Genomic DNA, 18,003 nt, shown 5'->3' on the forward strand with positions numbered 1-18,003 from the left:
ACAGCAGAGCCTATGGCTTCACTTTCTGAAGTCAATAGGGGGGATGGACCCGATTCTTCACAGGCCCGACTCAGGCACTCCCGCAGATGTGTTCATTAAGTGAAGCGAAGGTCAACGAAGTCGCTGGCTGATGACCTTGGAGACACCGTCGCCCTGCATGGAGACGCCGTACAGCGCGTCGGCGACCTCCATCGTCCGCTTCTGGTGCGTGATGACGATGAGCTGGGAGCTCTCCTGGAGCTCCTCCATGATCCGGATCAGCCGCTGCAGGTTGGTGTCGTCGAGCGCGGCCTCGACCTCGTCCATCACGTAGAACGGGCTGGGCCGGGCCTTGAAGATGGACACCAGCAGGGCGACGGCCGTCAGCGACCGCTCGCCGCCGGAGAGCAGGGAGAGCCGCTTGACCTTCTTGCCGGGCGGCCGGGCCTCGACGTCCACCCCGGTGGTCAGCATGTTGTCGGGGTCGGTGAGGATCAGCCGGCCCTCGCCGCCGGGGAACAGCCGCGAGAACACGCCTTCGAACTCCCGGGCCGTGTCCCGGTAGGCCTCGGTGAACACCTGCTCGACGCGCTCGTCGACCTCCTTCACGACCTGAAGGAGATCGGCCCGGGTCTTGCGCAGGTCCTCGAGCTGCTCGCTCAGGAACCGGTGGCGCTCCTCCAGCGCCGCGAACTCTTCCAGGGCGAGCGGGTTGACCTTGCCGAGCTGCTGGTACGCCCGCTCGGCCGCCTTGAGCCGCTTCTCCTGTTGGGCGCGTACGAAGGGGCCCGGCTCGGCGTCCTCGTCCGGCTCCTCGCCCTCGGCGGGCGGGCTCGGCGGCACGGGCTGGTCCGGCCCGTACTCGGCGACGAGACCGGCGGCCTCCATCCCGAACTCCTCCAGCGCCCGCGACTCCACCTGCTCGATGCGCAGCCGCTTCTCGGCGCCGAGCACCTCGCCGCGGTGCACCGAGTCGGTGAGCTTGTCGAGCTCGCCCTTGAGGTCGCGGCCGCGGGTCCGGGCGTCGCCGAGCTCCCGCTCGCGCAGGCCCTTGGCGTACTCGGCGGCGACGCGCTCCTGTTCGGCCCGGCGCAGCGAGACCTCCAGGTGTGCGAGCAGCTGCCGGGCGCCGTCGGCCACGGCGCGGGCCACCTCGGCCTCGTGGCGCAGCCGTGCGCGGCGCCGCTCGGCGCGGGCCCGGGCCTCCCGCTCGGCGCGTGCGCCGCGATCCAGGGAATCGGCCCGCCCGGCCAGCCCCTTGACCCGTTCCTCATGGGTCCTGAGCTGCAGCCGGGCCTCCATCTCGGTCTGCCGGGCGTTGGCCCCGTCGGCGGCGAGCCGGTCCCGCACGGCGGTGTCGGGCTCCTGCGCACCGCCCTCCCCGACGGGGTCGTTCTCCTCGGCGATCGCCAGCCGTTCGGCGCACTCCTCGACATCGGCCAGCGCCTGCTCCAGCGCGTCCTGGGCCTTGGCCGCGGCGGCGGCACTGCGCTCGGCCTCGCCGGCGGCGCCCTTCGCCTGCCCGGCGAGCCGCCCCAGCTGCTGCGCCACCCCGGCCCGGGCCTGCTCCCCGGCCCGTCGGCGCTCACCGATCTCCTCCACCCGCGCGACGAGTTCCCGCCGCAGGGTCTGGGCGGCATCCCGGCGTGCACCGAGCTCCACGCACTGCGCGTCGAGCCGTACGAGCTCTACCTCCGCCTCGTCGACGGCGGCCTGCACCTCGATCAGGCTGGGCACCCCGGCGGAACCCCCGTACGCGAGATGCGCGCCGAGCACGTCCCCGTCGACGGTCACGGCAACGAGGTCGGGCCGCGTCCCGACGACCCCTTCGGCCTCGTCGAGCGTCCGGACGACCACGTACTCCCGCAACACCCAGCCCACGGCCCGCACGACCTCCGCGTCCCCCTGCACCAACCCCACGGCGGGCAACGCCGCCACGCTCGGCGCGGCGCCCGGCCCGACGCGGTCGGCGGCGGATTCCCCCGGGACCGGGGACGCAGCCGAAGGGCCGCCCACGCCGACGGCAGCCTGGCCCGGCCCGCCGGTGGCAACGGCCTGACCGGGAAACGGGGTCCCTGCCGAAGAGCCCGCCGGGACCGCGGCATCCGCGCCCGCGAACGCCTGGCCCGGGATCGGGAGACCGGGCGACGGGTCCGGCCGGGGCGCGATCAGGAGGGTGGCCCGGCCCGCGTCCGCGTCCCGCAGGTGGCGGATGGCGTCGGCCGCCGCCGCCGGGGAGGTCACCGCCAGCGCGTCCGCCGCCGCGCCCAGCGCCGCCGCCACCGCGACCTCGTACCCCGGGGTCACCGTCAGCCGCTCCGCGGCCGGCCCCAGCAGCCCGGCCAGCCGCTCCCGCGCCGCGAGCAGCGCCCCCGTGCCGTCCTTCCTCCGCAGCCCCAGCGCCAGCGCGTCCCGCCGCGCCGACACCGCCGCCCGCGACTTCTCCGCGGCCGTGACCGCCTCCCGCGCCGACGTCTGCGCGGCCTCCGCCGCCGTGAGCTCCGCCCGCGCCGCGGCGTACTCCTCGTCCACCGCAGGGTCCTCGAGCCCGCCGACCTCCTCGGCCAGCGCCTCGTACTCCGCCTGCGCGGCCCCGGCCCGGGACTCGGCCTCGTCCCGCGCCGCCACCAGCCGGTCGATCTCCGCCTGCGCGGCCCCCGCCCGGGACCGGGCAGCGCCCACCCGCCCCGTCAGCCGCGCCAGCCCCTCGCGCCGTTCGGCGATGGCCCGCGCCGCGTCCCGCAGCCGCCGCTCTTCCTCGGCCAGCGACCGCTCCAGCTCCGCCCGGTGCTCGACGGTGTCCTCCAGCGCCCGCGAGGCCGCCTCCAGCGCGGCCGTCAGTTCCGCCTCCTGCTCGCGGATCCGCGCGGCCTCCCGCTCCATGTCCTCCGGATCGCGGCCGCGCCGCTCCTCCTCCGCCGGAGCCGAGGCCGACTTGACCCGCGCGTCGGCGAGGGACGCAGTCCCCCGTACCCGCTCGGCCAGCTGCGACAGCTCGTACCAGGTCTGCTGGGCCCGCTGGAGCCGCGGCGTCAACTGCCGCACCGTTTCCTCGAGCTGCGCCTCGCGCCGCAGCGCCTCCGCGAGCTGGGCCTCGGCCGCCTCCTTGCGCTCCTTAAGCGCCGCCTCGTCCGCGATCTCCGCGTCCAGCGCGCCCCGCAGCGTGACCAGGTCGTCGGCGAGCAGCCGCAGCCGTGCGTCGCGCAGGTCGGCCTGGATGACGGCGGCCCGCCGGGCCACCGCGGCCTGTCGCCCCAGCGGCTTCAGCTGGCGCCGCAGTTCGTCGTTGAGGTCCTGCACGCGCGCGAGATTGGCCTGCATCGCGTCCAGCTTCCGCAGCGCCTTCTCTTTGCGCTTGCGGTGCTTGAGTACGCCGGCCGCCTCCTCGATGAAGGCGCGGCGGCCCATCGGATCGGCGTGCAGGACGGAGTCCAGCTGGCCCTGGCCGACGATGACGTGCATCTCGCGGCCGATGCCGGAGTCGGAGAGCAGCTCCTGGATGTCGAGCAGCCGGCAGGTGTCGCCGTTGATCTGGTACTCGCTGCTGCCGCCGCGGAACATGATCCGCGTGATGGTGACCTCGGCGTACTCGATCGGCAGGGCGCCGTCGGAGTTGTCGATGGTCAGCGAGACCTCGGCGCGCCCGAGCGGCGGCCGCCCGGTGGTCCCGGCGAAGATGACGTCCTCCATCTTGCCGCCGCGCAGGGACTTGGCCCCCTGCTCCCCCATGACCCAGGACAGCGCGTCCACCACGTTGGACTTGCCCGAGCCGTTCGGGCCCACGACGCAGGTGATGCCGGGCTCGAAGCGCAGGGTGGTTGCAGAGGCGAAGGACTTGAAGCCACGCAGGGTCAGGGACTTGAGGTGCACGCCGCCGGACTCTACCTTTCGCGTTCGGTTTCACCCATGAAGGTGCAGGGCACAACTGACGCTAAAGGAATCGGCCCCCCACCTGGCCCAACGTCCTCGCGCTCGAGCGGCGCGGTGGTCGCTGACACGGTGGTCAAAGAAAGAAGGGACGCCGGAGCGTCCCTTGCAGATCGTGCGGGGCTGTAGTCGTGCGACGAGTTGAGCGCGGATCAGGTGAGCGTCAGGTGAGCGCAGGCTCCGCCTGGGGTACGTCGATGTCGATGCGGTCCAGCAGCGAGTCTCCGTGCTGAGCGGCGGCCGCGTTCAGCGCGTCGTTTTCGGACTGAATCCGTACGAGCTCGGACTCGAGGTCCTGGACGCGCTGCTGAAGCCGTCGCATCTCGGCGAGGAGTCGCGGATCGGAACCGCCGACGTAACCGAGAAGCGCCTTTGCCATGATGGATGGTCCTCCACACTGAGTGACCGACCGAAGCGGTGTGGGTCGTGAGGGAATCGCACCCGCGGATGTCCGGCAGCGACTGTCAGTCACTGCGCTTACTAGTACCAGCACTGCCAAACAGCTCAGGTGCGCGGGGCTTCCAGCGTCTCACCAAAAAGTTTGACGGTCAACACGATCACGCCCCGTATCGGCGGCCAGCCCGGCTCTCCCAAGGGCCCTGGAGATCGTCCGCTGCTTCGAGCCTTCCACGGTTCGGGCCGGCCGGCAACGCGTCGGCGGCGAACGTGCAGATCCGACCGGGTGCGGACCGCCCGGAGATGTGATCAGTACATGATCAGTCGATCGGTCACCGCATGGCGAAACCGTCGTAGCCACCGCGCGGTGTGCCCCAGATCTCTGTCACTCCGTCCACCGACCCGGGCGTGTCGGCGGAGCGCAGCCAGTCGAGCAGCCGGTGGCAATTCTCACGTTGACCTTCGGCCACCACCTGCACTCGTCCGTCGTCGAGGTTGAGCGCGAACCCGACGACTCCGCCGATCTCCAGCGCATTGGCCCTGGTGAACCAGCGGAAGCCCACTCCCTGTACACGGCCGCGGACCCAGGCGGTCAGGCGGACATCTTCATTCATGCGTGAACGCTAACCGGGCGAAGAGTTTCGGCCCACATCGCCCCCGCGCCCCATGGCGTACAGTCGCGCAGCAATGAACTCACCCATTTGGGTGAGTAAGGGATGATCTTGACCTGCAAGGAAGGTACGCGCCGATGGGACGCCACCGACTCCCCGCCGCACCGGACCGCGACGACAAGCGCCGCAGCCTCGTGCGGGGCGGCCTGCTGGGCGCCTCCGTGGCCGTGGCCCTCGGCACTGCGGCGGTGACCACCGGCATGGTGCCGGTCAGCACTTCCTTCCCCTACGTCGGCGTCAGCGCCGACAGCCCGGCCGCCGGGACGCGGCCCGCGGCGGCGGCCTCGCCGAGCCCCCGCACCGCGCCCGAGCAGCAGAGCGGCCTGGCCAACCTGTCCGGCCGGGCCTCCTCGGGCCCCGACACGAGCAGCCCGTCCCCCTCGGCCTCCCCCTCGCCGTCGATCTCCCCTTCCCCGTCGGCCTCGCCGAGCCCCTCCGCCTCGCCCACCCCGTCCGCCTCCGCCTCCCCCTCCGCCCCTGCCAAGCAGGCGCCGAAGCCGGAGAAGAAGCCGGACCCGGTGCCGGTGCCGCCGAAGCCGAAGACGGCCGCACCCAAGCCGCCGGCCCCGCCCGCCCCGACGCCCGACAACGGCCACTCCGCGGAGGAGGCCGCCGTACTCACCCTGGTCAACCAGGAGCGCGCGCAGGCCGGCTGCGGTCCGGTCCGTGCGAACCCGCCGCTCGCGGCGCTGGCCAGTGCCTTCAGCAAGGACATGGCCACCCGCGGCTTCTTCGACCACACCGACCCCGACGGGAACACCCCGTGGGACCGCGCCACCAACGCAGGCCTCTCCGGCCTCGGCGGCGAGAACATCGCCCGCGGCCAGGGCGACGCCCAGGCCGTCATGAACGCGTGGATGAACAGCCCGGGCCACAAGGCGAACATCCTCAACTGCGAGTTCCGCACCCTGGGCGTCGGCGCCCACTTCGCGGCCGGCGGCCCCTGGTGGACCCAGGACTTCGGCTTCTAGCCGCAGCGCCACGGGCGAACACTTACCGACCGAAAGCGCAAGCTTCTGGCAAGCGCTGTGCGGAGTTAAGCTGGTCGCCATGGAGACACAGCTGCCCTTCGACGCCTTCGCGCGCGCGTGCCCGTCCCGGGAGACCCTCGAGCACGTCACGGGCCGCTGGGGCAGCCTCACCGTGGGCGCCCTGCGGGACGGCTCGTGCCGCTTCAACGAGCTGCGCCGCAAGGTCGACGGCGTGAGCGAGAAGATGCTCTCCCAGACCCTGCAGGCGCTGGAGCGCGACGGCATCGTCCACCGCGAGGCGCAGCCGACGAACCCGCCGCGCGTCGACTACGAGCTGACCCCGCTCGGCATCGAGGTCGCCGACCGGCTGCTCGCCCTCATCCACTTCCTCGAGGGCAGCATGCCCCGGGTACTGACAGCCCGGGAGTCCTACGACACGACGCGCGGCGGCCGCTGACAGCGCGGGCAGAAGTAGCTGGACCGGTTCATCCACGGGCGGCGCCGCATCGGGGTGCCGCAGCGCCGGCAGGGCTCGTCCTCACGCCCGTAGGCGTCGAGCGAACGGTCGAAGTAGCCGGACTCGCCGTTCACGTTGACGTAGAGACTGTCGAAGCTGGTGCCGCCGACTTCGAGCGCCGCGTTCATCACGTCCCGCACGTGCCCGAGGAGTTCCGCGCTCCGGGGGCGCGTCAGCGTGGCGGTGGGGCGCTCGTAGTGCAGCCGGGCCCGCCACAGCGCCTCGTCGGCGTAGATGTTGCCGACCCCGCTGATCAGGGACTGGTCCAGCAGGGCCCGCTTGACGGTGGTCCGCCTGGCGCGCAGGGCCGCGTGGTACGCCGCCTCGTCGAAGAGGGGGTCCAGTGGGTCCCGGGCGATGTGTGCGATGACGTCGGGCAGCCCGTCGGCCGTGTTCTCGTGGAGCGAGAGACCGCCGAAGGTGCGCTGGTCGACGAAGCGGAGCTCGGTCCCGGCGGTGTCCCGGAAGCGCACGCGGATGCGCAGGTGCTTCTCGTCGGCCGCCTCCTCGGGCTGCACGAGGAGCTGTCCGCTCATGCCGAGGTGCCCGAGCACGGAGAGGTCCCGCCCCTCCAGGGGCAGCCACAGGTACTTGCCGCGCCGCTGCGCGACCCCGATCGTCTCGCCCGTCAGCCGCGCCGCGAAATCGGCCCCGCCGGCGGGGTGGCGGCGTACCGCGCGCGGGTGCAGCACCTCGACGGCCTCGACGGTCCGGCCGGCCACCCAGCGCTCCAAGCCCCGCCGTACGACTTCGACTTCGGGCAGCTCGGGCACGGTGGTCCTCCGGATGGGGTGTGTTCTGGTCGCTCGCGGCGAGCGTACCGGCCTGCCCCGCCGGGCCCGGAAACGGGTCCGCCCGCCCCTGCGCGGCAGGGGCGGGCGGGAGATCCCGAAGGAAGGGCTCAGCCGTTCGGCGTCGGTTCGGCGGGCGTCGGCGACCCGCCGTCCTCGGCCGCGGCCTCGGTGTCGGCCGGGGCCGCCACCGTGACCTTTGCGGCCGCGGCGGCAGCGGCTTCCGCCGCGATCCGCTCGTCCGCCTTGGCACGGATACCGCGCCAAGCGGATTCCGCAGCCTGCTGTTCCGCTTCCTTCTTGCTGCGGCCGGTGCCGGTGCCGTACGAGACACCACCGACGCGGGCGGCAGCGGTGAAGGTCTTCTCGTGGTCCGGACCGGTCTCGGTGACCAGGTATTCCGGCACGCCGAGGCCTTCGGCCGCCGTGAGCTCCTGGAGACTGGTCTTCCAGTCCAGGCCGGCCCCGAGGTTCGAGGACTTCTCGATGAGCGGGTCGAAGAGCCGGTGGACCAGCTCCGAGGCCGCTTCGAGGCCCTGGTCGAGGTAGACCGCGCCGATCACCGCTTCAAGGGTGTCGGCGAGGATGGAGGCCTTGTCCCGGCCACCCGTGCCCTCTTCGCCCCGGCCGAGCCGGATGAAGGAGCCGAGGTCGAGGCCGCGCCCGACCTCCGCCAGTGCGCGCGAGTTGACCACCGCGGCCCGCAGTTTGGCCAGCTGGCCTTCGGGCAGGTCGGGGTGGGTCGTGTACAGCGTGTCCGTGACCACCAGGCCGAGCACGGAGTCCCCGAGGAACTCCAGACGCTCGTTGGTGGGCAGACCGCCGTTCTCGTACGCGTACGAGCGGTGGGTCAGTGCACGCACCAGAAGGGCGGACTCGAGTCGATACCCGAGCCGCCCTTCCAGAAGCGTGTGGGACGAGGCCGCGTTGTTACTGTCTGCCTGCTTCTCAGCGTTGGACAGCTCAGACATTGCGCCTCTCACCAGCCGCTCAGACCTCGAGGACCTGGCGCTTGTTGTAGGTGCCGCAGCTCGGGCACGCGATGTGCTGGAGCTTCGGCTCCTGGCAACGCTCACACGAAACCAGGGTGGGGACCGCAGCCTTCCACTGCGACCGGCGGTGGCGCGTGTTGCTGCGCGACATCTTCCGCTTCGGAACAGCCACGGCTACTTCTCCTGCTTCTCGGCGGCGCTCTGAACGTCGTCAGATGCAGTGCCGCTCATGTTGTCCTTCTCGCCGTCCTGATCGGTCACGACGAGTTCCTGCAATGCCGCCCAACGGATGTCGACGGCGTCATGGTGGTGGTCCGGGTCGTCGTTCAGGCTGAGCCCGCAATCGGGGCACAGTCCGAGACAGTCCTCCCGGCACACCGGCTGCATGGGCAGTGCGAGCACCACCACATCCCGCAGCACGGGTTCGAGGTCGAACAAACCGTCCTCGAGGAAGAGCGTGTCCTCGTCGTCCTCGGCGTCGTCGGCCGGCTCCGCCTTGGTGCGGCTCCGGTCGTCGGCGTCAGGGTACGAGAACATCTCCTGGAAGTCCGCCTTGAGCTCGCGCTCGACGGGCTCCAGACACCTTACGCACTCCCCTACGGCCGATGCACGGGCGGTGCCTGTGACAAGCACCCCTTCCATGACCGACTCGAGGCGGAGGCTGAGCTTCAGCGGGGCGCCTTCCGGTACCCCGATGACGCCGACGAGACCGAGGTCCGCCGGTGCCGCGATCTCACGGGACAGCCGCTGCATGGCACCAGGACGCCGACCCAGCTCGTGCGTGTCGAACACGAGAGGGTTGCGGTGGTCGAGGCGGGTATTCAGGGCCGTTCCTGCTTTCACAGATCGCTGAAGATCAAGATTTCCGCCACTTGCGGGCAGCATGGATCGCGGTGCATACGCGCGACCGAAGAGCCAGGATACCCGGCGCTTCGCTCTGAGCCCAATCCGGCCCTAGCGTCCCTGTTCGTACTGGCGCAGCTGATCCAGGTTGATCATGCTCGTGTCGAAGAAGCTGGTCTCGTCGAGGGCGGGCTGCTGCGGCTGCTGCTGCGGGGCCTGCGGCTGCTGCTGGTAGGCCGCATAGGGGTCCGGCTGCTGCTCGTAGCCCATCGCCGCGTACGGATCCGGCTGCTGGACCTGCTGTTGGTAGCCGTAGGGGTCCTGGTAGCCGTAGGCGTCGTGCTGCTGGGACTGCTGGTGCTGCTGGTAGCCGTACGCGTCGTACGCGGGCTCCTGCTGGGCCTGCGCCGGGATCGCGGGGCCCATGGGGGCCGCCGGCTCCGCCAGGCCCGCCAGGAAGTCCGCGTCGCTCGCCGAGCGGGACTGCTGCGCGCCGGCGGCGTCCTGGGCGGCCATGTGCGCGCCGAGGTCGTCCGTGGGCACCCGGCCCAGCAGCTTCTGGCGGCCCCGGCCGACCGCCTCGAGGGTCTTGGAGAGCACCGCCTCGAAGGTCGCCAGCTTGGTGTCCACGTACGCGTCCGCCTGCTCGCGCTGCGTCTGCGGATCGTGGCTGCGCTCGGGCGCGTCCGCGTCGGGGTAGCCCTGGTCGTCCAGGCCCGGGCCGCGGCCCAGCAGCTTCTCGCGGCCGCGGTCGACCGAGCCGATGGTCTTGGTGAGCACGACCTCGAAGTTCGCGAGCTTGCTGTCGACGTAGTCGTCGGCCTCGGCCCGGATCTCCTCGGCCTCCCTGCGGGCGTCCGCCAGGATCCGGTCCGCCTCCGCCTGGGAGCGGCGCGCGACCTCGGTGTCGGAGATCAGCGAACCGCGCTGGGCGTGCGCGGACTCGATGATGCGCTCCGCCTCGCGGCGGGCGTCCTCGACCATCTGCTCCCGGCCGCCGATGAGCTCCTGCGCCTGCGCGAGCGAGCCGGGGAGCGCCTGGCGGACCTCTTCGAGCTGGGCGAGCAGCTCGGCGCGGTTGATCACGCAGGAGGCCGACATGGGCATGGACCGGGCGCCGCCGACGGCCGCGACGATCTCGTCGAGCTTCTTCTGCACGTCCATGGGGGCTCGCACTCTCTCGGCCTCGGGCGGTTCCTGAGACGGACGGGACGACTGTAAGGCCACCGGGTGAACGCCCGACACCGGCTGACGGCCCGTCAGCCGGTCAGCGGCCGGCGAGCCGCTCGGTCAGCGCCGCGTGCACGTGCGGCGGCAGCAGGTGGGCGACGTCGCCGCCCCAGGTCGCGACCTCCTTGACCAGGGAGGAGGACAGGAAGCTGTAGGTGGGGTTGGTCGGCACGAACAGCGTTTCGACGCCCGAGAGCCCCATGTTCATCTGGGCCATCTGGAGCTCGTAGTCGAAGTCGCTGACGGCGCGCAGGCCCTTGACGATGGCCGGGATGTCGCGCTGCTTGCAGAAGTCGACGAGGAGGCCGTGGAAGGACTCCACCTCGACGTTGCCGTAGTCGGCGGTCGCCTCGCGGATCAGCTCGATCCGCTCCTCGACGGTGAACAGCCCCTGCTTCGACTGGTTGATCATCACGGCGACGTGGACGACGTCGTAGAGCCGGGAGGCCCGGCCGATGATGTCGAGGTGTCCGTTGGTGATGGGGTCGAACGACCCGGGACAGACGGCTCGGCGCAACTTGGGTCCCTCGCTCTTCGGTGCGGGCATCATGAGTCTTCGCTGGTGAAGGCGGCGCGACCGTACCAAAGGGTGCCTTCGCCGTACTTGCGGGAGCGCAGCGGCTCGAACCCCTCGGGCCACGGGAACGCGCCGCTCCTCGTACCGCGCTCCACGGTGACGAGCGCATCGTCCGTGAGCCAGCCATTGGCGCGGAGTGTGAGGAGGATCTCGCCAAGATCGCCGTGCTCCACGGCGTACGGCGGGTCCAGGAAGACGACGTCGTACGGGTCCCCGCCCGCCGCGGCCGCCACGATCTGCTCCGCCTTGCCGGCCCGGAACTCGGCGCCGGGCAGGCCCAGCGCCTTGATGTTGTCCCGGATCGCCTTGGCGGCCTTGGCCTCGGGCTCGACCAGCAGCGCGTGCGAGGCGCCGCGGGAGAGGGCCTCCAGGCCGACGGCGCCGGAGCCGGCGTACAGGTCGAGCACCCGGGCGCCCTCGACGCCGTGCAGCGACTCCCAGGTGGAGAACAGGCCTTCGCGCATCCGGTCCGAGGTCGGCCGGGTGCCGGTGCCCGGGGGCACGGTCAGCCGTCGCCCGCCGGCGCTGCCGGCGATCACGCGGGTCATCTGGGGTCCTTCGGTACGACGGTGGTGGTCGGGTGCTGACGGGTGCTGCCGGGTCGTTTCCGGTCCTGCCCGGTACTGCGGAGTTCAACGATAGGTCGTACCGCTCCGGGCGGCCCCGGGCGGTACCGCTCAGCCCTTCTCCAGGTACTGCTCGCGCTCGGTGTCCAGCAGGGCCTCCAGCGCGCTCCGCAGGCCCGGCAGCCGCTCCAGTTCCGGGTCGGCGGCGACCACGCGGGTGGCCTCCTCCCGGGCCTGGGCGATGACCTCCTCGTCCTCGATGACGGCGAGCATGCGCAGCGAGGACCGCACGCCCGACTGGGCCTGGCCCAGCACGTCCCCCTCGCGGCGCTGTTCCAGGTCGATCCGGGAGAGCTCGAAGCCGTCCAGGGTGGCGGCGACCGCGGCGAGCCGGGCCCGGGCGGGGCTCGCCTCGTGCATCTCGCTGACCAGCAGGCACAGGCCCGGCGCGGAGCCGCGGCCGACGCGGCCGCGCAGCTGGTGGAGCTGGGAGACGCCGAACCGGTCCGCGTCCATGATCACCATGACCGTGGAGTTCGGGACGTTCACGCCGACCTCGATGACGGTGGTGGCGACGAGCACCTTGACCTCGCCGGCGGCGAAACGGCGCATGACGTCGTCCTTGTCGGCCGGGTCCATCCGGCCGTGCAGCACTTCCACCGACAGCCCGGCGAGCGGCCCGCGGGTGAGCTGCTCGGCGATCTCCAGGACGGCCAGCGGCGGCCGCTTCTCGCCGTCGTCCTCGGCGGCTTTCTTCTTCTGGTTCTTCGGGTCGTCCTCGCCGTCGCCGATGCGCGGGCACACCACGTACGCCTGGTGCCCGTTCTCGACCTCCTCCCGCACCCGCTCCCAGGCACGGGTCAGGAAGTGCGGCTTGTCCTTGGCCGGTACGACGTGGGTGGCGATCGGGGAGCGGCCGGCGGGCAGCTGGTCGAGGACGGAGGTCTCCAGGTCCCCGAAGACGGTCATCGCGACGGTGCGCGGGATCGGGGTCGCGGTCATCACCAGCAGGTGCGGGGGCTGCTTCCCCTTGGACCGCAGCGCGTCGCGCTGCTCCACCCCGAAGCGGTGCTGTTCGTCGACCACGACCAGGCCGAGGTCGTGGAACTGCACCTTGTCCTCGATGAGCGCGTGCGTGCCGATGACGATGCCGGCCTCGCCGGTGACCAGGTCGAGCAGGGCCTGGCGGCGCGCGGGCATCCCCATGGAGCCGGTGAGCAGCACGACCTTGGTGCCCTGGTCGGAGCCGCCGAGCATGCCTCCCTCGGCGAGCTCGCCCATCATCTCGGTGATGGAGCGGTGGTGCTGCTGGGCGAGCACCTCGGTGGGGGCCAGCATGGCGGCCTGCCCGCCGCAGTCCACGACGGCGAGCATCGCCCGCAGCGCGACCATCGTCTTGCCACTGCCCACCTCGCCCTGAAGGAGGCGGTGCATGGGGTGTTCGGTGGCCAGGTCGTCGAAGATCTCCTTCGAGACGGTCTGCTGGCCCTCGGTGAGGGTGAAGGGGAGCTTGGCGTCGAAGGCGTCGAGCAGGCCGCCGGGAGCGGGGCGGCGCGGGACGGCCGGGAGCTGGGAGTCGGCGTGCCGGCGGCGGGCCAGCGCGACCTGGAGGACGAAGGCCTCGTCCCACTTCAGCCGCTGCCGGGCGTCGTCGATGTCCGCCTTGGTGCCCGGCCGGTGGATCTTCAGCAGGGCCTCGGTCAGGGGGATCAGCCCGCGGCCCTCGCGCAGTGCCTCCGGCAGCGGGTCCACGGCCTCCTGGGCGGCGCTGGGTAGTACGGCGTCCACGCACTTGGCGATCTTCCAGGACTCCAGCTTGGCGCAGGCCGGGTAGATCGGGATGAGCTGGTTGGCGAACGCGGTGGCGGCGTCCCGGTCGGAGGCCTCCGCGCCGAGCGGTTCGTACGCGGGGTGGGCCAGCTGCAGCTTGCGGTTGAACATCGAGACCTTGCCGGCGAACATCGCGCGGCTGCCCGGCAGCAGCTCCTTGTGCGGCTTGTGGACGCCCGCCCCGAAGAAGACCAGCTGGAGGCGGCCGCTGCCGTCGGTGATGGTCACCTCCAGGCGCTTGCCGCGGCCCCCGTTGAACGTCAGGATCCGGGCGTCGGCGACTTGGGCGACCACCGTCACGTGCTCGTCGATCTGGTCGGCGAGCTCCGCCAGCGAGGTCAGCTCGCCGCGCTCGGCGTACCGCCGCGGGTAGTGGTGGAGCAGGTCCAGGGCCGTGTGCAGGCCGAGCTGCTCGGCCAGCACCTTGGCGGTGGCGGGGCCGAGCGTCTTCTTGAGGTCTTCGTCGAGCGCGGGCACGTGTTCATTGCACACCATCGCGCTGACAAGCCGGCTATTCGACCCCGATGAGGAGGGGCGCCGAGTACCGGCCGCCGCGGTAGGTGACGGTGTCCACCGCCAGGTGCCCGTGCTGTACGTACGCCTCCAGGCGCTCGGCGAGGGCGTCCGGGACCTCCGGTCCCAGGACCAGCGTGACGAGTTCGCCGCCGGAGCCCAGCATCCGCTCCAGGACCGCCTCGGCGGTCTCGGTGAGGCCGGAGCCGATGACGGCGACGTCTCCGTCGATGAGCCCGAGCACGTCCCCGGCCTGGCAGATGCCGGCGGAGGTGAAGGACTGCCGTTCGGCGACGGCGAGTTCCGCGTAGCGGGTGGCGCCGGCCGCCGCGGTCATGGCGACGACGTCCTCGTCGAAGCTGCCGTCCGGGTCGTGCACGGCGAGGGCGGCCAGGCCCTGCACCGCGGACCGGGTGGGGATCACCGCCACCCGTACGCCGTCGGCGCGGACCCGCTCGGCCGCGGCGGCCGCGGCCGCGCGCTGGTCGGCGCCGCCGGGCAGCAGCACCACCTCGCGGGCGTGCGCGCGCCGGATGGCATCGACGAGTACGGCGGCGTCCGGGGCCTCTCCGGGGCGGGCGAGCACGGTGGTCGCGCCCGCCTCCCCGCACAGCCCGGCCAGCCCCTCGCCCGGGACCACGGCGACCACGGCCCGCTGGACCCGTTCCTCGCGCGCCCGGCGCCGCTCGTCGCCGAAGTGGGTGATGCGGATCCGGTACGGCCGCCCCGCGGTCACGCCCGCCTCCACCGCGGCGCCGGGGTCGTCGACGTGGACGTGCACGTTCCACAGTCCGTCGCCGCCGACCACCACCAGGGAGTCCCCGAGCCCGTCGAGGTGCTCGCGCAGCTCCGCCACGGCCGGTTCGGCGGCCTCCAGCAGGTAGATCACCTCGTACGCGGGCCCGCCCTGCTCCTCCGCGTCGCAGGGCTGCTGCGGCTGCGGTACGGGCACGGCCCGGCCGCGGACCGCCTCGGCGGCGGGCTCCTGGCCGGACAGCGCCTGCCACAGCGCCCCGAGTACGGCGACCAGTCCGCAGCCCCCCGCGTCGACCACCCCGGCCCGGCCCAGCTCGGCCAGCTGCCCCGGGGTGTCCGCCAGGGCCGCGCGGGCCGCGTCGTAGGCCGCCCGGGCCACGTCGGCGGCTGTTCCGGCGGCCGCCCCGGCCGCCTCGCCGGCCCGTGCCGCCGCGGCGGCGACGGTGAGCATCGTGCCCTCCACCGGGTGTGCGACCGCCCGGTACGCCTCGTCGGCGGCCCGGGTCAGCGCCTGGGCCAGCAGCCGGCCCGGCCCGCGGTCCCCGGGCTCGTCCCCCAGTACGTCGGCCACGCCGCGCAGCAGCTGCGCCAGGATCGTCCCGGAGTTCCCCCGGGCGCCTATGAGGGCGCCGTGCGCGTAGGCCCGTACGGCCTGGGACAGGGAGGGGGTCCGGGACCCGGCGTCCGGCCCGGGCCCTGTGGTCTCGCTCACGTCCGCGGGCGCCGCCCCGAGGGCCTCGGCCAGTGCGCGGTCGGCCGACTCGGCGGTCAGGTAGAGGTTGGTGCCGGTGTCGGCGTCCGCGACCGGGTAGACGTTGATCGCGTCGATGTCCTCGCGGGCCCGGCCCAGTGCGGCCACGGCCAGCGAGCTCCAGGTGCGCACCGCTTCGGCGTCGAGCTCGTCAGGGTGCTGCGGCTGCGGCTCGTGCGGCACCGGGCGTTCCTCCTTGTGCGGGCCAGGGTTCACCGCAGGGTAACCAAGGACTGCCGGGCTCCCCGGACCGCGGGGCGGGGTCGGCGGCAGCCATGGTAGTTTTCTTGGACGGACGCAGTCGTTGTATGCTGCTCCGGTTGCCCGATGAGAGTCGGGCCATTCCCCCGGCAAACCACTCAGACTTCTCAGACTTCTGATCCGGTGCGCCGGATTTCACTGTAAGTGCATCTGAAGTCTTTGGAGTGACCTGTGGCTGCCAACTGCGACGTTTGCGCCAAGGGGCCGAGCTTCGGCAACAACATCTCCCACTCGCACCGCCGCACCTCGCGTCGCTGGAACCCGAACATCCAGCGCGTTCGTGCCATGGTCAGTGGGACGCCGAAGCGCCTCAACGTCTGCACCTCGTGCATCAAGGCCGGCAAGGTCTCGCGCTGACGCCAACCGTCGTAGCGCAGCCCTTTCCGGTTGCCAAGAAGGCCGGTCCACCTCGTGGACCGGCCTTTTGCCTTGCCCGGACCGACCGGGCCTGAGGACCACCGCGTCACGTGACGCGGTGGTCTTCTGTTTCTAGCGGTGCCACTGCCAGGCGTGGTCCACCGGGCCGATGCCGCCGCCGAGCGCGAAGCCGGCCGCGATGGCGCCGGTCACGTACTCCTTGGCCTCCATGACGGCCTGCGGCACGTCCTGGCCCTTGGCGAGCCCGGCGGCCACCGCACTGGCGAGGGTGCAGCCGGTGCCGTGGGTGTGCCGGTTGTCGTGGCGCGGCGCCCGCAGCCACAGCCGGGTCTCGCCGTCGGTCAGCAGGTCGGCGGCCTCGTTCCCGTGGGCCAGGTGCCCGCCCTTGATCAGCGCCCACTCGGGCCCGTACGCCAGGACCGCGTCGGCGGCCCGCTGCATGTCGTCCTCGCTCTCCACCACCACGCCCGTGAGCTGCGCCACCTCGTCCAGGTTCGGCGTGGCCACGGTGGCCCGCGGCAGCAGCTCCTTGCGCACGGCGTCCAGGGCCGACTCGGCGAGCAGCGCGTCCCCGTGCTTGGAGACCCCGACGGGGTCCACGACGACGGGGGCGGAGGTGGTGGCGAGCAGCTCGGCCACTGCCTCCACCAGCGCGGCGCAGGACAGCATCCCGGTCTTGACCGCCTGCACGCCGATGTCGTCCACGACGGCCCGGTACTGGGCCTGCACGGCCTCGGCGGGCAGCTCCCAGACCCCCTGGACCCCGAGGGAGTTCTGCGCGGTCACGGCGGTCACCACGCTCATCCCGTGCACGCCGAGTGCCAGCATGGTCTTGAGGTCGGCCTGGATCCCGGCGCCACCGCCGGAGTCGGATCCGGCGACGGTCAGGCACCGGGGTGGCGCGTCGGTCATCTCGGAGTCTCCTCGGTGGACGGGTCGGAGCCGAAGTGGTCCCACCCGCCGGTGCTCGTCCAGGGGGCGCCGTCCACGGTCACCTGGGGCAGCGCGGACCGGTTCAGCACCTCCCCGATGACCTTCCAGCGGGCCGGCAGTTTCACGTCGGGCGGGAAGGTCGCCACGATGGCGTGATCTTCTCCTCCGGTCAGCACCCACTGCAAGGGGTCGACCCCGACGGCCTGCCCGATGTCGTGCATCTGGGTCGGGATGTCGACGGCCGCCGAGCGCAGGTCGATCCGTACCTTGCTGGCCTCCGCGATGTGCCCGAGGTCGGCGATCAGGCCGTCGCTGACGTCGGTCATGGCGGTGGCGCCGAGTCCGGCGGCCGCGGGGCCCGCGTGGTACGGGGGCTCGGGGCGCCGGTGCGCCTCGACGAAGGCCCGCGGGGAGCGGAAGCCGCGCGAGAGCACGGCGAACCCGGCCGCGGACCAGCCCAGCCAGCCCGTGACGGCCACGACGTCGCCGGGCTGGGCGCCGGAGCGCAGCACGGGCTCGTGGTTGCGCAGGTCACCGAGGGCGGTGATCGCGACGGTGATGGTGTCCCCGCGGACGACGTCGCCGCCGACCACGGCCGCTCCGGCGACCTGACACTCGTCGCGCAGCCCGTCCATCAGCTCGGTGGGCCAGGTGACGGGCAGCTCGGCCGGGACGACCAGGCCGAGCAGCAGTGCGGTCGGCACCGCGCCCATGGCGGCGATGTCGGCGAGGTTCTGTGCGGCGGCCTTGCGGCCGACGTCGTACGCCGTGGACCAGTCGCGCCGGAAGTGCCTGCCCTCGAGCAGGATGTCCGTGCTCGCCACGACCCGCCGGTCGGGGGCCGACACGACCGCGGCGTCGTCGCCCGGTCCGAGCCGGACCGCCGGGGTGGTGGTGAGCCGTGAGGTGAGCTCTCGAATGAGCCCGAACTCCCCCAGCTCGCCCACAGTGCCCTTCATCGCTGTGCCCCTTCTTGCCCAGTCCGCTTGCGGTCGCGAGCCGTCACAGCTCTGGGTACCGTCAACAGATACGTCAACTTCTGCTCTCCGTACGCCCCGCTGTGCGTGGCGCCGTGCCCCCGGGTCTCCCCGTGGTGCTCGGCGACGCGGTACCGTGGCGTC

The 18,003-nt window shown here is 72.4% G+C and carries 17 protein-coding genes; 3 read left to right on the top strand and 14 right to left on the bottom strand.

Annotated features, from left to right (window positions below):
• Positions 1-111 precede the first annotated feature (111 nt).
• The 3 genes from AB5J51_RS13255 to AB5J51_RS13265 all read right to left on the bottom strand — a co-directional run bounded on the left by AB5J51_RS13255 (position 112) and on the right by AB5J51_RS13265 (position 4,916).
• Positions 112-3,849 carry an AAA family ATPase gene (locus AB5J51_RS13255; protein WP_136225921.1) on the bottom strand — a complete coding sequence of 1,246 codons (3,738 nt, stop codon included), beginning with the start codon at positions 3,847-3,849 and terminating at the stop codon, positions 112-114.
• Positions 3,850-4,069: 220 nt separating this feature from the next.
• The gene (locus tag AB5J51_RS13260; RefSeq protein WP_030162422.1) at positions 4,070-4,285 is read right to left on the bottom strand and encodes a hypothetical protein; all 216 of its coding nucleotides are present in this window, start codon (positions 4,283-4,285) and stop codon (positions 4,070-4,072) included.
• A gap of 349 nt (positions 4,286-4,634) precedes the next feature.
• Positions 4,635-4,916 carry an acylphosphatase gene (locus AB5J51_RS13265; RefSeq protein ID WP_136225922.1) on the bottom strand — a complete coding sequence of 94 codons (282 nt, stop codon included), beginning with the start codon at positions 4,914-4,916 and terminating at the stop codon, positions 4,635-4,637.
• Positions 4,917-5,050: 134 nt separating this feature from the next.
• On the opposite strand from AB5J51_RS13265, the gene AB5J51_RS13270 reads away from it, so the two are divergent.
• Both AB5J51_RS13270 and AB5J51_RS13275 read left to right on the top strand, forming a co-directional pair.
• Positions 5,051-5,944, top strand: coding sequence for a CAP domain-containing protein (locus tag AB5J51_RS13270; protein ID WP_369777775.1), 894 nt, complete (start codon positions 5,051-5,053; stop codon positions 5,942-5,944).
• Positions 5,945-6,023: 79 nt separating this feature from the next.
• Positions 6,024-6,401: a helix-turn-helix domain-containing protein gene (locus tag AB5J51_RS13275; RefSeq protein WP_053786109.1), complete on the top strand. Its 378-nt coding sequence runs from the start codon at positions 6,024-6,026 to the stop codon at positions 6,399-6,401.
• Here AB5J51_RS13275 and mutM read toward each other — a convergent pair.
• From mutM to AB5J51_RS13320, 9 genes are all read right to left on the bottom strand, one after another.
• Positions 6,374-7,234, bottom strand: coding sequence for a bifunctional DNA-formamidopyrimidine glycosylase/DNA-(apurinic or apyrimidinic site) lyase (gene mutM / locus AB5J51_RS13280; protein WP_053786108.1), 861 nt, complete (start codon positions 7,232-7,234; stop codon positions 6,374-6,376). The genes AB5J51_RS13275 and mutM overlap by 28 nt on opposite strands.
• A 128-nt stretch (positions 7,235-7,362) precedes the next feature.
• Positions 7,363-8,223: a ribonuclease III gene (gene rnc, locus AB5J51_RS13285; protein WP_136225924.1), complete on the bottom strand. Its 861-nt coding sequence runs from the start codon at positions 8,221-8,223 to the stop codon at positions 7,363-7,365.
• A gap of 19 nt (positions 8,224-8,242) precedes the next feature.
• Positions 8,243-8,416 carry a 50S ribosomal protein L32 gene (gene rpmF, locus AB5J51_RS13290; protein WP_003965982.1) on the bottom strand — a complete coding sequence of 58 codons (174 nt, stop codon included), beginning with the start codon at positions 8,414-8,416 and terminating at the stop codon, positions 8,243-8,245.
• Between the two features lie 2 nt (positions 8,417-8,418).
• The gene (locus AB5J51_RS13295) at positions 8,419-9,129 is read right to left on the bottom strand and encodes a DUF177 domain-containing protein (protein WP_051832740.1); all 711 of its coding nucleotides are present in this window, start codon (positions 9,127-9,129) and stop codon (positions 8,419-8,421) included.
• A gap of 69 nt (positions 9,130-9,198) precedes the next feature.
• Entirely contained in the window at positions 9,199-10,251 is a 1,053-nt protein-coding gene (locus AB5J51_RS13300) for a DivIVA domain-containing protein (RefSeq protein ID WP_053786106.1), read from the bottom strand.
• A gap of 103 nt (positions 10,252-10,354) precedes the next feature.
• A complete protein-coding gene (gene coaD / locus AB5J51_RS13305; RefSeq protein ID WP_199828019.1) occupies positions 10,355-10,834 on the bottom strand; it encodes a pantetheine-phosphate adenylyltransferase in 480 nt (159 codons plus the stop codon).
• A 29-nt stretch (positions 10,835-10,863) separates the two neighbouring features.
• The gene (gene rsmD / locus AB5J51_RS13310; RefSeq protein WP_030298500.1) at positions 10,864-11,442 is read right to left on the bottom strand and encodes a 16S rRNA (guanine(966)-N(2))-methyltransferase RsmD; all 579 of its coding nucleotides are present in this window, start codon (positions 11,440-11,442) and stop codon (positions 10,864-10,866) included.
• A 129-nt stretch (positions 11,443-11,571) separates the two neighbouring features.
• Positions 11,572-13,785, bottom strand: a complete 2,214-nt coding sequence (gene recG / locus AB5J51_RS13315; RefSeq protein ID WP_369777776.1) for an ATP-dependent DNA helicase RecG — start codon at positions 13,783-13,785, stop codon at positions 11,572-11,574.
• 16 nt (positions 13,786-13,801) lie between these two features.
• A complete protein-coding gene (locus tag AB5J51_RS13320) occupies positions 13,802-15,493 on the bottom strand; it encodes a DAK2 domain-containing protein (protein ID WP_136225926.1) in 1,692 nt (563 codons plus the stop codon).
• Positions 15,494-15,742: 249 nt separating this feature from the next.
• Here AB5J51_RS13320 and rpmB point away from each other — a divergent pair, with 249 nt between their 5' ends.
• Entirely contained in the window at positions 15,743-15,928 is a 186-nt protein-coding gene (gene rpmB, locus AB5J51_RS13325; RefSeq protein ID WP_030298506.1) for a 50S ribosomal protein L28, read from the top strand.
• A 132-nt stretch (positions 15,929-16,060) separates the two neighbouring features.
• Here rpmB and thiD read toward each other — a convergent pair whose 3' ends face one another.
• On the bottom strand, positions 16,061-16,861 hold the full coding sequence (thiD, locus tag AB5J51_RS13330) for a bifunctional hydroxymethylpyrimidine kinase/phosphomethylpyrimidine kinase (RefSeq protein WP_369777777.1): 801 nt from the start codon (positions 16,859-16,861) through the stop codon (positions 16,061-16,063).
• Positions 16,858-17,841: a thiamine-phosphate kinase gene (locus AB5J51_RS13335; RefSeq protein WP_030298509.1), complete on the bottom strand. Its 984-nt coding sequence runs from the start codon at positions 17,839-17,841 to the stop codon at positions 16,858-16,860. The genes thiD and AB5J51_RS13335 overlap by 4 nt, the downstream gene beginning before the upstream one ends.
• Positions 17,842-18,003 lie beyond the last annotated feature (162 nt).

The sequence above is a fragment of the Streptomyces sp. R33 genome, from assembly GCF_041200175.1.
Taxonomy (GTDB): domain Bacteria; phylum Actinomycetota; class Actinomycetes; order Streptomycetales; family Streptomycetaceae; genus Streptomyces; species Streptomyces katrae_B.

Bases quoted from the DNA above. Each gene is read 5' to 3' on its own strand.
- AB5J51_RS13260 (WP_030162422.1), bottom strand. From the start codon at position 4,285: ATGGCAAAGGCGCTTCTCGGTTACGTCGGCGGTTCCGATCCGCGACTC.
- rnc (WP_136225924.1), bottom strand. From the start codon at position 8,223: ATGTCTGAGCTGTCCAACGCTGAGAAGCAGGCAGACAGTAACAACGCG.
- AB5J51_RS13300 (WP_053786106.1), bottom strand. From the start codon at position 10,251: ATGGACGTGCAGAAGAAGCTCGACGAGATCGTCGCGGCCGTCGGCGGC.
- recG (WP_369777776.1), bottom strand. From the start codon at position 13,785: ATGGTGTGCAATGAACACGTGCCCGCGCTCGACGAAGACCTCAAGAAG.
- AB5J51_RS13265 (WP_136225922.1), bottom strand. From the start codon at position 4,916: ATGAATGAAGATGTCCGCCTGACCGCCTGGGTCCGCGGCCGTGTACAG.
- AB5J51_RS13295 (WP_051832740.1), bottom strand. From the start codon at position 9,129: ATGCTGCCCGCAAGTGGCGGAAATCTTGATCTTCAGCGATCTGTGAAA.
- rsmD (WP_030298500.1), bottom strand. From the start codon at position 11,442: ATGACCCGCGTGATCGCCGGCAGCGCCGGCGGGCGACGGCTGACCGTG.
- thiD (WP_369777777.1), bottom strand. From the start codon at position 16,861: ATGACCGACGCGCCACCCCGGTGCCTGACCGTCGCCGGATCCGACTCC.
- AB5J51_RS13270 (WP_369777775.1), top strand. From the start codon at position 5,051: ATGGGACGCCACCGACTCCCCGCCGCACCGGACCGCGACGACAAGCGC.
- AB5J51_RS13335 (WP_030298509.1), bottom strand. From the start codon at position 17,841: ATGAAGGGCACTGTGGGCGAGCTGGGGGAGTTCGGGCTCATTCGAGAG.
- AB5J51_RS13275 (WP_053786109.1), top strand. From the start codon at position 6,024: ATGGAGACACAGCTGCCCTTCGACGCCTTCGCGCGCGCGTGCCCGTCC.